5 protein-coding genes are annotated in these 14,780 nt (G+C 60.2%); 4 read left to right on the top strand and 1 reads right to left on the bottom strand.

All coding sequences use genetic code 11. The annotated features are described in order from the left end of the window. Positions 1–127 precede the first annotated feature (127 nt). Positions 128–3,790: an AAA family ATPase gene (locus EFQ99_RS06905; protein WP_126920104.1), complete on the top strand. Its 3,663-nt coding sequence runs from the start codon at positions 128–130 to the stop codon at positions 3,788–3,790. 328 nt (positions 3,791–4,118) lie between these two features. Here the strand turns inward: EFQ99_RS06905 and EFQ99_RS06900 are convergent, their stop codons facing one another. Beyond that, on the bottom strand, positions 4,119–9,221 hold the full coding sequence (locus EFQ99_RS06900) for a RecQ family ATP-dependent DNA helicase (RefSeq protein ID WP_126920102.1): 5,103 nt from the start codon (positions 9,219–9,221) through the stop codon (positions 4,119–4,121). A 551-nt stretch (positions 9,222–9,772) separates the two neighbouring features. Here EFQ99_RS06900 and EFQ99_RS06895 point away from each other — a divergent pair. Genes EFQ99_RS06895 through EFQ99_RS06885 form a run of 3 tightly spaced genes read left to right on the top strand, consistent with a single transcriptional unit; the run spans position 9,773 to position 14,732 of the window. Beyond that, on the top strand, positions 9,773–12,139 hold the full coding sequence (locus EFQ99_RS06895) for an ABC-three component system protein (protein WP_126920100.1): 2,367 nt from the start codon (positions 9,773–9,775) through the stop codon (positions 12,137–12,139). Next, positions 12,136–12,783 (top strand): ABC-three component system middle component 1, encoded by a 648-nt coding sequence (locus EFQ99_RS06890; protein WP_112737364.1) that lies wholly within the window; start codon positions 12,136–12,138, stop codon positions 12,781–12,783. Before EFQ99_RS06895 ends, EFQ99_RS06890 begins: the two co-directional genes overlap by 4 nt. Then, the gene (locus EFQ99_RS06885) at positions 12,780–14,732 is read left to right on the top strand and encodes an AAA family ATPase (RefSeq protein WP_126920098.1); all 1,953 of its coding nucleotides are present in this window, start codon (positions 12,780–12,782) and stop codon (positions 14,730–14,732) included. The genes EFQ99_RS06890 and EFQ99_RS06885 overlap by 4 nt, the downstream gene beginning before the upstream one ends. Positions 14,733–14,780 lie beyond the last annotated feature (48 nt).

Raw genomic sequence — 14,780 nt, 5'->3', positions numbered from 1 at the left:
AATTAATCGAGTTGTTAAGGTAAGATGCCCTCGATAGCCTGAGCTGAAACGTAGAATCAGTCGGGAGTTTACTGTGGGTCGAGGAAATGTGCGTCACCTGTCGGTCCGCGTGCCTTGGCATGACTCAATGTGGAACGGTCGCGTATGCCAAGACGCCCGAGCTAATTCTGCTTGCCTTGCTTTGAAGCGCACGGCCGAAAATCGGAACGACGCCTACGAGGCTTCATGCGCCGGAACCCGATTTGACGACATGGAGCAAGCTCCGCCGTGTTTATCCGAGCGGGGAGGCTTTCTATCTCCGTTCCCGGTCTCCTTGCCTACCAAACTCGATTACGCCGACTACAGCGCCGACCACCGCCACATCCTTCCTCAATCTGTTCATGTGCCGGCCTACGGGGGCGTGCTTACTCCTTACAGATGGATGCTGCGCGAGCATGCCTGGAAGCTCGCTGACGCCTACGGCATCGAGGCGAGCGAGGGCAACGAACCAAAAAAAGGTGAAGCCCCTGACCTGATCGTAGATACCGCATGGGTGCAGGACTGCGACAACCAGGCTGCTCTCCTTGAAGGTTTCGCCGACAGCCTGTCGGAAACGAGCTCGCTGATCTTCTTCTACGCGAAGCAGACTCCGCTAACGGACTCGGCCCGACGTCAGATCGTCGCGGTCGCGAAGTTGGCGACACTCGGAAAGGTCTTTGAATATCCATACGAGGGGGGCGGCGCGGACGGGCGCATCCGGTCGATGATCTGGGAGCGGCCTTTTCAGCACACGCTTAGACCAGATCCGGATGAAGAGGGAGCGTGGCTCGGCGGCGTCGTGCTTCCTTACCACGCTCTGATCGCTCGGGCCGCGACTCGTGACGATCTTGATGTGTCCGGCCTGGCTGCCGAAGTGCCCGATGACGCCTACGATCAGTTCCTCTACGGCACCGACCACATCACGCACGGCAGCGCTATCAGCGCGCTACAGTCGGTCCGCGCCTCTCTCGAAGCTGTCTCGAGCATCATTTCCGGACCCTGGGCGCGCTATATTGAATGGATCGATCGGGAACTAAGCGAACTCTGGTCAATGCAGGGTCCGGCACCGGGCTTGGGTAGCGCATTGTCCTGCTTCGACCCGCACTTCAACGGCACCCTTTTTGCCCACGCCTTAGCGGGTGAGCTGGCGGATGGGACGGACCCTTGGCCGATCGTCGAGGAAATCTTCGCCGATCGGCGCAAGCCACCAACTGGCGCGCCGCGCGTCACGACGATGCAGCGGAAGCGCTGGCAGCACCTTCACCGAACGGATCCCGAGGGCATGCGGCTCATGCGCCTCCTCGCCTGCTTCGAGCTGACCCGCGACCAAGCGAAGACGGCGTTCGATGGCGACGACGTCGAGACGATCCTCGACAACCCCTACCGACTTTATGAGCTATCGAGAAATACCGCCGATCCTGTTGCTCTGGGTACAGTCGACCGCAGCATGTTCCCGATGGATGCGGCGACGGTCCGACCGGGCCTTCCCGAAGGCATGTCGATCGACCTAGAAGAACCGGAGCACCCACTTCGGCTGCGGGCTCTCGTCATCGCGGCCCTTGAGAAGGCTGCGGCCGACGGCGATACAATTCTTTCCGCCAAGCGCCTGACCAGCATCGTTGAGGCTTTGCCGCTTTCAGCGCCCGCATCGGCGGATGAGACAGCCCTCGAGATTTGCGCCGACGACTTCGCGCCCGAGGTGGCCGTCACATTGCAAGACGGTGCCGTGTTCGCTCAGTTGGTCCGTTACGTCGAAGCTGGCGAGATCATAGCCCGACACGTCGGCGAACGGATCGGAGTGGCAAAGCCCGCGATCCAATGGCGCCCACTCGTCGAAAGGGAGTTTGGAGCGCCTGCCAGAGCTGACGCAGACGAGATCGCCGCGCAGGAAGAGAAGGTCCGAGCGCTGGAGATGCTAGAGACCAGTCGAATCGGCGTGCTAACCGGACCAGCCGGCACCGGAAAGACGACGCTCCTCAAGCTCTTTCTCGATCAGAAGAAGATCGTCGGCAGCGACGTGCTGTTGCTCGCTCCGACGGGCAAGGCGCGAGTGCGACTGGGCCAGCAGACGAAGCGGCCGGACCAGGCCCGCACGCTCGCGCAGTTCCTTCTCGAGCATGGCCGCTACGATGCGGACACGGGTCGGTATGTTGCCGTCTCGGATGGGGCAACGGCCGCCGTATCCACATGTGTCGTCGACGAATGCTCAATGCTCACCGAGGACCAACTGGCGGCTCTCTGCAGTGCGCTGCCAATCTCGGCACGATTGGTTCTAGTGGGCGATCCTCAGCAATTGCCGCCCATCGGTGCTGGCCGACCGTTCGTCGACATCATTGCCCATTTGCGGGACGAACATGCAGGCGCGGGTCTCGCGGACCTGACGGTGAGCCGGCGGCAGGCTGGCGATGAACTCGTTCCAGCACTTTCGCTGCCCGACGTCCAGCTCGCCAATGTCTTCTCCGGGCGCCCTTCCGAACCGGGGGAGGACGAGATCACGTGCGAGGCTCTGCGGCAGGACAACGAGCGCCTCAAGCTGCTGACCTGGGATACACCCGCGACTCTGCGAGAGCGGCTTTTAGATGTGCTTGCTCTCGAGTTCGGAGCTCGGGACGGTGAGCTGGAGGCTGGGCTCGAACTCTCCCTAGGCGGAACTCGCAATGGGGAGTTCATCTATTTCAATCGTGGCTGCGGAACGAAGGCGGAAAGCTGGCAGATACTTTCCGCCCATCGAAACATGGCCAGCGGATCGGCCGAGCTCAACCGCTTCATGAAGCAGACCGTTCGGGCGGCCCGCCTGCATGAGGCCCGTCGTCGAGGCCGCGGTTGGCGAATGATCGAGCCCCGTGGCTCCGATCAGATCACCTACGGCGACAAAGTGATCTGCCTCCGCAACCACTCGCGCGGCTGCTGGAGCAAACAAGAGGGCCGCCAGAGAGGATATCTCGCAAACGGCGAGATTGGGATGGTCCACGGTGATTCGGGTGAGCACCGGCTCGTCTACACCAATGTCGAGTTTGCGTCCCAGCTCGGAGAAACGTACGGCTTTTCTCGAAAGGACTTCTCTGATGAAGGAAGCCCCTATCTTGAATTGGCCTATTCCGTCACCGTGCACAAGGCACAGGGATCAGAGTTCGGGACGGTCATACTCGTGATGCCGGAGAACAGCCGGCTTCTGTCAAGAGAGATGCTCTACACCGCTCTCACGAGGCAGAAGAACCGCGTTTGGGTGCTGCATCAAGGGAGCTTGGGAAATCTGCTTCGCCTGCGATCAGACTTCTTCTCCGAAACTAAACGGCGTTCGACCAACCTCTTCGGGCTGACAGTGATGCAGGAAATGTCGGTTGTCGCGACCGGCGGCCTTCGGACGGGCTGGCTCGCAGCGAAGCTGATCCACGCGACTCGGCGCGGCGACCTTGTGAGCTCGAAGTCAGAGCTTGTGATCGCCGACATCCTCAATGACTTCGAACAGCGACAACGTATCCGATACAGCTTCGAGAAGCCTTTGACCGACGCGGCTGGTGCAACCCGGTGGCCAGACTTCACGATCGAGAAGGGTCAGGACGTCTGGTATTGGGAGCATTGCGGTTTGATGGGGCAGCCGCAATACCGCGAGCGGTGGGCGCGAAAGAAACAGTGGTATGCCGCACAAGGCATCACAGAATGGAGCCCCGCAAACCCGACAGGACGGCTCGTCGTGACCGAAGACAATCTCGCCGGGGGCATCGACAGCGGCTCGATCGCGCGGTTGGCCGACACCTTGTTCGGCGGCTAAGGCTCAACTGTGGGCTGATCTCGAACATCTCCGTCGGCAAGTGCGACGATGATGCCTAGCTCGGTGAGTTGGCAGCGTAAGCAGACATCAAGCCTCGGTTTCGGAACGGCGAGGATTGTCCGGCAGCAGAAATGTCACCTGCGAGACCAGATAGTCTTCGACAACTAGCGGATCCGATCAAGTCTCTAAGCCAAGGTTCCTGTCCTTCTAGTGCAATGGGTCAGCCGGAAGCCTCCCGTTTCCAACGCCTGACGGCTCGAGTGTTACCGCGCGGGAAGCAGACGTTTCTGCAACTGCAAAGGTCTCAAACGGGCTCAAGCCTGATCTCTTATCCGAAGACGAGCTCAGGCACGACCGCCTCCCAAACATCTCGGCGAAGGTGCACCCGGAACTCTTCCTGGTTGTCGGCCCTGCGCCAGCGCACGATGGCACCGACCTCGCCGCGGAGGAACTTGAGACCCTCAGGAGGCGACCAGCTTTTGGCCATGCGTCCGAGAGTTTGCCCCCGAGAATCTTGCATCATCCAAGTAGGGCCATCGCGCACGATCTGAAGTGGGTCCCCTGCCTTTGCCGCCGAGATTGCGGTAAGCGAGGGATGACCGGGGCCGAGGCGTCCGGCCCACGACAGGTCCACGGTCTTGAGGTTCGGCACCTGGTATAGCGCAGCGGGAAAATCGGCCGCAGCAGAGATGGTTGGCGCGGCGCGGCGCAGCACATGCTCTTCGCCGTGCGGGACGAACGGATGCTGTCCTTCGGCAATGATGGCAAGGCTACGTCGCGCTCTGGTCATGGCGACATAGAAAAGCCGGCGCGGCGCATCAGAATCCTCGCCCCTAGAAGGCTTGTCCCAACCGCCATTCAGGATGACGACGTCGTCGAATTCCAAGCCCTTCGATCGATGCGCTGTCAGTAGCAGGAGTGCGCGCTGATCGCTGCGCGCATCGTGGGCCCACTCAGCGAACCACTCGACGAGGTCAGGTACGGGCATGGTCTTGTTCGCAAGCTCCTTGGCCAGCGCGGCGATGCCTTCGCCGATCAGATCCGTCCAGCGATTGGACTGTATCGCATTCAGCACGCCCACCAGATCACGCACGCCCAGCAGACGTGTCGAATCGCGGCGCAGGACATCGATAAACTGCTGCATCTCACGCAAACGCCAGATGCTTGGCAGGCTCTCATTTGCCATCTCCACCGGAATGCCAAGCTTTTCGGCATAGGCGCGCACTGGGGCCAACCGCCGCCAGTCGCGAGCTATGACCGCCGCGCGCGACCAGCTCCACTCCGGATCGAGGCGTGATAGTCGGACGAGTTCATCAACCGCGGTCATCGCCTGCGCCACATCGCCGGGCGGGCAGTCCAACACCTGCACCCTCCCATGGGCTACCGGATCGAGCGCCGCCATATCTCCTCCGGGCGGAGCCTTGATGCGTTTGCGATCTATGGCAATGTCATGGCCGGCTTTCATGCGGGCCACGGCTGGCGCTATGACTGCGTTGGCGGCGGTAATGATATGCCCAGTCGAGCGGTAGTTCTCGACAAGAAACATCGGTCGTGCGCTATAGTCGGCCTCGAACTGGCGGATGAAGCGGATGGACGCCCCAGCGAAAGCGTAGATATTCTGATCATCGTCGCCTACCGCAAACAGGCTGAGCCGAAGCTCCTTATCGTCCAGCGAGCGGCCTGCGACGGCCGAGATCAAAGCATATTCCTCGGGGCCAATGTCCTGATACTCGTCTACCAGGATCCAGCGGTAGCCTTGAATCAGCGTATCACGTTGTGCCTCTGCCTCCGGTTTGCTCAGTCCTTCCCCGTTCAACTGGCGCACTGCCTCCAGAACGATCCCGTCGAAGTCGTGGGACGTCTCGTTTGCAGTTCCGGCAAAGCTCGCGCCCACCAGTCGCATCGCAAGTGCGTGACAAGTGGATATGGTCACCGCAGCCGCATCATCGCCGATCAAATGCCGCAGCCGGATGCGTATCTCGGCAGCGGCATGACGGTTGTAGGTCAGCACGAGGATGCCGCGCGGGTCCTCACGGCGGACACGGATTATGTAGGCGATGCGATGCACCAGAACGCGCGTCTTGCCCGAGCCCGGTCCTGCAAGAACCAGGACGCTTGTTTGTTCGCGGTCGTCAGCGACAATCTCCTGCTGGACTGGATTCTTCAGCGCCTCTACGATCGTCTTCCAAGAGCTGCCAGTAGTCTGACGCCGGATCTCACCACCCTTGCCGGGCATCCAGCGGCGCAGAAAGGCGTCGCGCTCCAGCACAAAGTAATCCTCGGACAGCCGCAGCGCCTGCTCCATCGCGGCAAGGCCCTTTTCTGCATAGGCCGCCATCACATGGGTCTGAATGGTCTGCTCCGTGTAGTGATCCTCCAAGGGTGTGAAATCCTTTACGGTGAACTGGCCGCCCGAAGGGTTCAAATGAACCGTCATCGCCTGCCGGAAAATAGTCAGTCCCTTGCCGAGGGTCACAACCTCCTGCTCGTGCAGCCACAGGAGTGCGCGCTCCATCAGTTTTGTCATGTCCTGAATGCCGCTGCCGCGCAGCAGCGCGTCTCCTGTCAGGGTGGCGAGCAGGTCACCCATCGTGGTCTCGACCTGGATGTCCTTGCCGCGGCTACCCTTCGGCAACTTGCCCAGAAGGTGCCCTAGCAATCGTTCTGCCCCCTGCTGCCGCAGGATTGCTGTCTGTTCCAACGCCTGCCAAGACCGTTGCAGCGTGACCATCAACGTGTTGCGCGAAGCCTTGCGCAGCCGCAGATTTCCCTTACCACCATCCTGATCGCGCCCGTCGCGGCCCATGCTACGCAAGAGCTTCTCCACGATGTCGGGCCGCACTGCGCTGTGCCCCTGATTGCGGAGCGCCTGGCAGGTTTCAGCCAGATGCAAGGGAACGTCTCCTGCGCCTTCCGCATCTGGGGCGGCCTCCCGCATCAGGGCAATCAGCGCCGTTTCAAGTCGCGCGGCCTGCGTCAGGCGCTGCTGCGAATGACCGTCCACCGCAACATGGACAAATATCGTGACCACGACGTCGTTGCGGGCGATCCCGAGCGCCTCGAGATCGGCCAGCGCCTTGTTCAGCATACCCCCTGTCAATCCGCTGATCCCGGCCAGCTCGTCGGTGGAAATGCCCTGATCGGGCGGCGCGTTCATCAAGTGGCGCGTGATATCCAGAAGCTGCTTGCGACGGGTGCCGGTGATCGCGGCTCTGGCCAGAATCGCCTCGGCTTCCTCCAGGTTGCGGATCCTGAGCGATGAGGGGAAGACCTGAACCTTGTTCTCTTCGCGGCTCAGCAGCGTGGCCTCCTCCAGCCATGATACCGCGGTCTTCACCCTGGTGTCGTCGGTGTTAGTGTCGCGCTCGAATTCCTGATCGCGTTCAGCTCGCACGACTTCGCCCGACGTAGCGACCACGGTGCCGGTCTTTTTCGTCCGCTCGTCAAGACGCCGCAGGGCCTTGAGGATCGCGCCGATTTCGTGCCGGGCTAAGCGCGAGCGAGCCGAAAGCGAGAACTGGCGCTCGACGTCCTCTTCGCCAAAGAGCAGCACGCAGTTGGCATGGGCACGGTCACGGCCCGCTCGCCCCGCTTCCTGCAGATAGTTCTCCAGTGATCCGGGAATGTCGCCATGGACCACCAATCGGATATCGGGCTTGTCGATCCCCATGCCGAAGGCGTTGGTCGCAGCAATAATTCGCAGATCTCCGATGCGAAATCGTTCCTGAATGTCACGCTTCTCCTCGGACGTCAGCCCGGCGTGGAACCGTTCCGCGGACAGACCCTGCTGCTTGAGGAACTCGGCCACTCGCTGTGTCTCGCTGCGGGTGGCGCAATAAACCACGGCACCCGAAGCGCCCTCCTGTGGTAGCTTGGTCTCGATCACATCGAGGATGTCCGCCAGCTTGGTGCCGCGCTGCGTCGGCCGGACCTCGAAGCTGAGATTGGTGCGCACTGCGCCACCGTCCAGCAGCAAAAGTTCGCGTCCAATCTGTGACTTGAAATGCTCTCGGATGTCCCGCACCACTTCTGGCTTGGCGGTGGCGGTTAGGCAGAGCACCTGGGCAGGCGCTTCATCGCCCGAAGATTCCTTGATGAAGCGGCTGACATAGCGGTAATCAGGCCGGAAATCGTGTCCCCATTTCGACACACAATGCGCTTCGTCCAGCACCCAGAGCCCGATCTCACGCTGTGCCAGAACCGATCGAACCGAGTTGCTGCGCAATTGCTCGGGTGAGATCAGGAGCATTGCGGCCTCTCCCATGCGGACACGATCCAGCGCATCCTGCCGCTCAGGCATCGAAAGCATTCCATTGACGGTCACGGCAGAGGATATCCCTGCCCGCGCCATACCCTGCACCTGATCAGCCATCAACGCGACCAGCGGCGAGATCACCACTGTCAGCGCTCCGGTCTTGTCGAACCTCGACAGGGCGGGAATCTGATAACAGACCGATTTGCCGGTGCCGGTCGGCAGAATGCCGAGGGCGCTCGACCCGCGCATCGTCTCATCGACGATCCGCTGCTGTAGGGGGCGGCCCATATCATCCACGGGCTCCGCGCGGAAGGCATCGAACCCGAACCAGCGTGACAGCGCGCGCACCGGGTCGTTCTTCTCGCTACACCAGGCGCAATACGGGCTTTTGCAATTAGCGTCGCGTAGATGCCGCACGATCAGTGCAGCCTCGCGGAACTGCGCCCGTACCCAGGGCGGCATGACGGAATCCCCGCCCGCAACCAGGATCCAGGACAAAGCATAGGCCATCGGCCAACCGAGCTGAGGATTAGAAAGGCGGTTCAGCGTCTGCTCGAGCCGCATCCCGCAGGCGCGCCTCGCCAGAAGCCGGGAAATCGCTTCTTGTGCCGCAAGAGGATCGGGCGCGGGAGCTCCGCGAACCTCCCGAAACACCGCGTCGAACCCACCTGGGTTCTCCATCCTCGTAGCAAGGAAATGAAAGGCCGCAACGGCATCGGGCTGGTCGGCGTTCTGCTGCCTCAAAGCCGCCAGTTGATTGCGCATTACCTGAAACACCAGTCGCGCATCCAGTTCGGGATCGTTGACATGGCCCGCTTGCAGGCGCCCGTCATGGTAGTGTTTGACCAGGTGGTGGTAGGGATTGCGCGGAAATGCGAGGGGATTGAGCCATAGAGTGTCTATCGGTGATCGAAGAACATTCGCCAACCCGGGCCGCACCGCGAACAGATGAGGCAAGTCATGCCGAAGTATGTTGTGGCCGAGCAGGTGCACGCCCTCGGTTGCTTCTGCTTCCAGGCGGTCGAGGGCCATCACGAGATCGCGTTTTTTTGCCAGGATCGAGAGACGAGCATCATCGCTCACTGCCGCAAAAGCGAAGATGCTAGCAGTTGCAGGATCAACTTCCAGGTCGATCGAAACGCAACGCTGCAGGAAGTGTTGGAGAGGCTCAGCCATTTGCAACAAGTTCTAATCACGTGACTAAACGATTAGCGATCACGGTCGTGTGATTGGCGAAAGGCCAACGTTCTACTTGTACCACACAAGAACTTTACGAAATTGCCACCTATCCAACTCAGTTCTACAATACGACCCTCTACCGTGGCGACTGTTAACTGCTCCTGATGCCTCACAGAGGGGATTTGCGCCTGGGTTCTTCGCGTGGCGGCAACCGGCGGCGTAAGCGGAAATAATTTCCGCGCTGAGCGCCGAAGCTACCTTACTGGCAACCACCGCGGCACGGCGGCTACGCGCCTCGGTCGTAAATGCTGCTTCGGCCGATTGCCAGAAGCGGACGGTCTCCCCAATCGTCACTCCAAAACGACCTACTCAACCTTTTGGGGTGTTCTTTCGTAGATCGACTATTGCGCGGGCCGGATTTTGCCGGCAAGGATTGACCCGGTGCTTCGGATTCCTTTGGAAATCCTGAGCTGGGGGAAACAACGAATTCGGAGCAATTGGTCGGCGCCGCGCTGTGCGCGAGGATGCCCGCGCCGAGCAAAGTAGGCATGATCGGTATCTCGGACCCGCTAAATGATTGGATTACGGCAAGCACGCTGCCGGGAAGCGACGGTCTATATTTTCTAGGCACGTTCGAGCGGCGCATCACATTCTATTCCCAGCAGGTCCGTGCATTCCGATTGGTCAGAGCGCTGCACGAGCGAGGCATGCTTAAGCCGAACGATACAGTGGCCGTTGTCGGTGGTGGCGCCGCGGGCGTGACTTGCGCATTGGCACTGGGCCTTCTGGACTACGACGTCGGCCTGTACGACCCCGCGCTAGAAGTGCTTCAACTTCAGAGCGCCTCGCCTCGCCTGCTCCATCCCCATATCTACGAATGGCCAGCGCCAGGGTCGCTCGACAAGAGCGCCGGATTGCCGTTCCTCGACTGGGATCTGGATACCGGCAAGCCGATCGCGAAGCGGCTAGCAGCCGAATTCCATAGCCACAACGCCATGCTCCCGAAGCTCATTTGGAATAAGGGAGCTCGCCTCGAGAAGCTGGAAAAGTCCGGTGCGGAATGGCGAATGACGTTCGCCGGTGGCGTGTCAAAGATCGTCCAGAAGGTCTTCCTCGCCATGGGCTTTGGAGACGAACGGACCGTCGGGGCGGCTGACACCTATGACTATTGGAAGGAGCGGGGCGTCGGGACAGCCGCGGTCGAGGCCATTGCGCCTGCGACCTATCTTGTAAGCGGGAATGGCGATGGCGCACTAACTGACATCCTAAACCTCCTTATCGATGGGTTCGAGCACGTCCCGTTTACAGAGACCTTCCTCGGCTATTTCAATCAAGACATCCTGCGAACTACTGTCCTGAAGGCGTACGAGGGTCTCGCGCCGGAGGCTGATCTGGAGCCGATATTCGAGAAGGACGTGCTCACGACCTTTGGTGAGCGGGGGATACTAGATCGGCTGGTGCCGCAAGTCCGGGCCGATCGGCTTCTGACCGTCAACTCCAGCGGTCCGCTGTTCTCAGTGGGAAAGGCAGCTCAGCTCAACCAAGCAATGGTCTTCGCTGTCCTGCACGCAGCTCAGCAGAAAGGTGTCGTCGTCCGCCGCAGCTCCGGTATGATCGAAGATGTGATCGAGCACGCAGATGGCCTTGAGCCTGTAGGGATAACCTTGAATGGGGCAGCCCTTGTGAAGCGGTTCCATCATGTGATCCTGCGGCATGGCCCAGATAAGAACGAGCGGTATTTCCCAGCAAAAGAGCAGTTCGACGAGTATCAGAGGGTATCCACGGACCGGTTCAAGGCGAAGCCCGAACTGCTTGTCCCGCCCACCCTCGATGCCGAAACTTATACTGTGTTTTTCGACCTCTGGCTGCATAGACTTGCCGACGCTGCCAGAAAATCGCAGCTCGCCGGGCGATCCGCCCTTGAGGCCTCCACCATTTTAGTCACCTGGGACGTCGCGACCCAGACATTGGTGCAGCGCGGCAAGGTCTTGCTTGAGGAGCTGGTGACCCAGTGCGAGTCCGCGGCCACACCTGTCGTCGTGCAACTAGAGGTGACACCGGAGAAAATCGACGCTGATGACTTGATTCGCTTGAGCAAAGCCAGTGGAGGCAAGATCACCCTCAGCCTTGGAGCAACCGTGCAAGAGGCGTGGAAATCCAGGCTGCCCAACGCCGCCACCGCTATGACTGCGGCGTCACGCTATCCCTACCGGTTGGTAAGCGCGATCAATATCAGAGAGCATGTCGATGCCTCTCTCGTCCGCCAATTGGAAGCCATGCTCGTAGCAGCGCAGGCTGCTGGTACATGCGATACTTTGGGAAAGGTCGCAGCAGATGTTTTTGCAGAGGTTCTCGCCACCTGGGCCGGATGGCGCCATACACTTGATGCGTCACCCGCCCTCCGCCGTGATTTCCTTGCTTGGTTGGGCAGTATCGGCCCTGAGAGCGCAAAGCCATGGAGCGGCGACGTAACTGTGCTCGAGCGCATGGCGGGCGCATTGGTGCTGATCCTTGCAACCCACCTCGGTGAGCCACTCCAGCCGGCATCAGTGCCCAGAGGAAATCTTAGCTTCGACGAGAACGGGCATGCACTGGGTTCATCCGCTGACAAGTTGGACGATGGCGGCTTGCTCACTGAATGGAGTTTGCCCGAACATTGGGACGTCGACGCCCTTATCCTCTCTCGCAGCTCCGAGGTATTCGTAACAGGACCTGACGACACAATCCTGAACGGCGGAGATCCCGGAACCGGGCTTGATGTAGCGCGACGTACCAAGCCGGCGATCGTTCGGAATGATGGGCCGTGGCGCACGGCACTCAAGACTGGGCTTCCTGCGTGGAAAACCGCGGTGAAGGAAGAATTTCAGGCGTGGCGTGAGCGGCAGAACAACGATCGCGATAGGGTACTGACATGACACCTGAGGTTTTGAAGTTCCTGTTGGTCGCCGCGACGGAGCAACTGGGTTGGAGAGCTGACGAAGTCAAAGACTTCGCCTCACCGACGTTTCGCAGCCGGCCGGCTGAAGCCGAGACGAAGGCGATGCCTGGCCTGTTTGGTCTCCGCCTGGGTCAGTATCCGGTGATCGTCGCGCCTATAGCGCTCGATACGGTTGAGGGCGTTACGGCTGCACTCAAAAAGCTGCACGCCCAGATGGTCGTCGCCAGGTCATATATGTATGAGCGAGAGGTCATAAACGCACATTTGTTGCTATGCGCAACCGCTCCTACTCCGACAGGGGACTGGGCCCGGCTGGTCGACCTCATCGAACGTGACGAGACCGTCTGTCGGAAACTGGTTTGGATCCCGAAACAGACGGCGGTGCAGGAGTCGTTCGACGTTTTCTTGGCGAGAACTTTTCTGTCGATGCCGTGGGAGCATGTGACGGCGGTGAGTGACGCACCGCTCGATCAGACACACGAATTGGCTCAGCGCCTTCTCGAGAAACACGGGCTCAATCAGGATGTAGCTCAGCAGTGGGTTTCGCTCTCACAGCAGTTGATAGACGACCCAGAGAGCCTTGTGACAGAACTTGTCCTGACAAGGGAGGCGTCGAAATGAGCAGCGTTTACCTTACCCGCGTCCGGCTAGAGCAGTACCGAACCTTCAGGCAGTTGGATATTCGCCTCCGTGACGGTCCCGGCGTGCTGATCGTTCAGGGCAGCAACGGTATCGGTAAGTCCTCACTATTCGATGGACTCGAATGGGCGCTGACAGACAGGATTGACCACTTCCGTGATGCCGACGGGGTCAAAAAGGTTGGCAGCTATCTTTGCCGGTGGCGCGAAGGAACGCCTGGCCCCACGTCCGTGACCATGGACTTCACTGGGGAGAAAAGTGTTTCGCGCACCCTGTCTTCCTCCGAGGCTACCAGGTCGGTCACGGGCGGCAATATCGACGACATTACGGAATTCTTAAAAGACGAGAACTGGGGCCGGAGTATTTCCGGACTGTCGAGGTATTTGCTACTCACCCACTTCCTTGGACAGTCCACGATGTCCCGGCTCACGAACCGAGATCCGGGTGAGCGGTTCGATATCCTGAAGGAGGCAGCCGAAAGCAAAGAGATCGAAGACGTCGCGAATGCGCTTCATGGCAAGGGCAATACGAAAGCCGCCCGAGCCTATAACGGCCGGATCAAACTGCTGAGTGACGAGGTCGACGCTCTCCAAGGTATTCTCGACACAGAGGCGAATCTTTGGTCCGGGCTGACCGGAGTTGGCGCCTTGGATGACGTTGCCGCCACCGAGGCAACCCATACAATTTCGCGGCTACTGGATGATGCGGCGGGCAACAAGTCTCAGACGCCAGTAGCTGGCTTCGATCAGAACACGATCTCGGCGTTGGACGAGCGCCTCAATGAGCAGCGGATACGACTGCGGAGCCTTGAAAAAGGTCTGGCCGAGGCGACGTCTGTACTTGAGGAATGGGAGAGCGCGACGCGGCAAGCGCTCGAGCATGAGGCTGCAAAGGCGATCGCTGACGGGCAGGTAGTGACTATGACGTCACAACACGCGGAGACCGCCGCCTCATTGGAGAAGGCCAAGGCCGAGGAGGTCAGCGCGACCAGCTTGGCAGAAGCGCACCGAGACGTCTTCAGTCTGCTGACCGGCCTGCGGGACGCAAAGACTGCCCAGGCGGTTGCGCAGACTCGGAAGGAGGAGGCGGACGCTGCCCTCGTCGGGGCTTACGAGGCAGTCGCTGACGAAAACCTAACCGTGAAGGCCTTGGAACGTCGGCTGCAGATCGTGCGTCGAATTGAAAGTGATGTTGGCCGGCTCGATGAAAGGAGCCGATTAGACCAGACCGAGAGGCATAATGTGGATCTGTGGCTTGCTCGCGATGCGAAGGTTGTGGAGCTGCAGGCGTCGATACAGTCGTCCCAACTGCGCTTCCCCACGCTAGACTTGGACATCGAGCAGGCGGACGTCTCGGCTCGAGAAGCGAAGACACTCCTTGATGAGCAGAACGCCGTCCTTATCGAGTTAAGGAAGACGGTCTCGGAAATGTCGAGCGCGGTCGCTAGCGTTGCCGCCAACCTTCCGCATGATGCATGCGACTGTCCTGTTTGCGCGACCCACTTCGAGGTTAAGGGTGAACTACAACAACGGGCAGCAAGTGCAGCAGCAAGGCTGGCTCCCCTGGTTCTTGCGCAAGAGGAGCGCGTTCAATCTGCGTCGCAGCGCTCCGAGACAGCCACCAACCGCCTCGACCGACTGAAGACCGCCAAGCAAGAGCTGACCACGCTCACTGAAGAGCTCCAATCCGAGGAACGCGCAAGGACTGACGTGGGTATTGGTGTGTTCGGCGACGCTGTAGTTGACCGTGTGGTCGCTGAAGAGCGTCATCGACAACTGGCGACGAGCGCCGAAGAAATATTGAGGCTGAGGCAGCGGAAGTGGTATTGGCGGAACCGCTTGAACGGCGATTTCTTCACGCCCGGAGGCGAGCAGGCCGCTGCCATCAGGAGGCGTGACCAAGCTCAGCTTCAACTGAACGCCGCAACCTAAACACAGTCGACTACTGCAGCCGAATTCGACGCCGCGGCGTTCTCCGTT

Source organism: Rhizobium vallis, from assembly GCF_003985155.1.
In the GTDB taxonomy this organism is placed as follows: domain Bacteria; phylum Pseudomonadota; class Alphaproteobacteria; order Rhizobiales; family Rhizobiaceae; genus Rhizobium; species Rhizobium vallis.
Note: the sequence above shows the minus strand (reverse complement) of the source record. Positions and strands in the feature narration are given on the sequence as shown.

Excerpts from the sequence above, each read along its gene's own strand:
- EFQ99_RS06905 (WP_126920104.1), top strand. The coding sequence starts at position 128 with ATGTGGAACGGTCGCGTATGCCAAGACGCCCGAGCTAATTCTGCTTGC.
- EFQ99_RS06900 (WP_126920102.1), bottom strand. The coding sequence starts at position 9,221 with ATGGCTGAGCCTCTCCAACACTTCCTGCAGCGTTGCGTTTCGATCGAC.
- EFQ99_RS06895 (WP_126920100.1), top strand. The coding sequence starts at position 9,773 with ATGATCGGTATCTCGGACCCGCTAAATGATTGGATTACGGCAAGCACG.
- EFQ99_RS06890 (WP_112737364.1), top strand. The coding sequence starts at position 12,136 with ATGACACCTGAGGTTTTGAAGTTCCTGTTGGTCGCCGCGACGGAGCAA.
- EFQ99_RS06885 (WP_126920098.1), top strand. The coding sequence starts at position 12,780 with ATGAGCAGCGTTTACCTTACCCGCGTCCGGCTAGAGCAGTACCGAACC.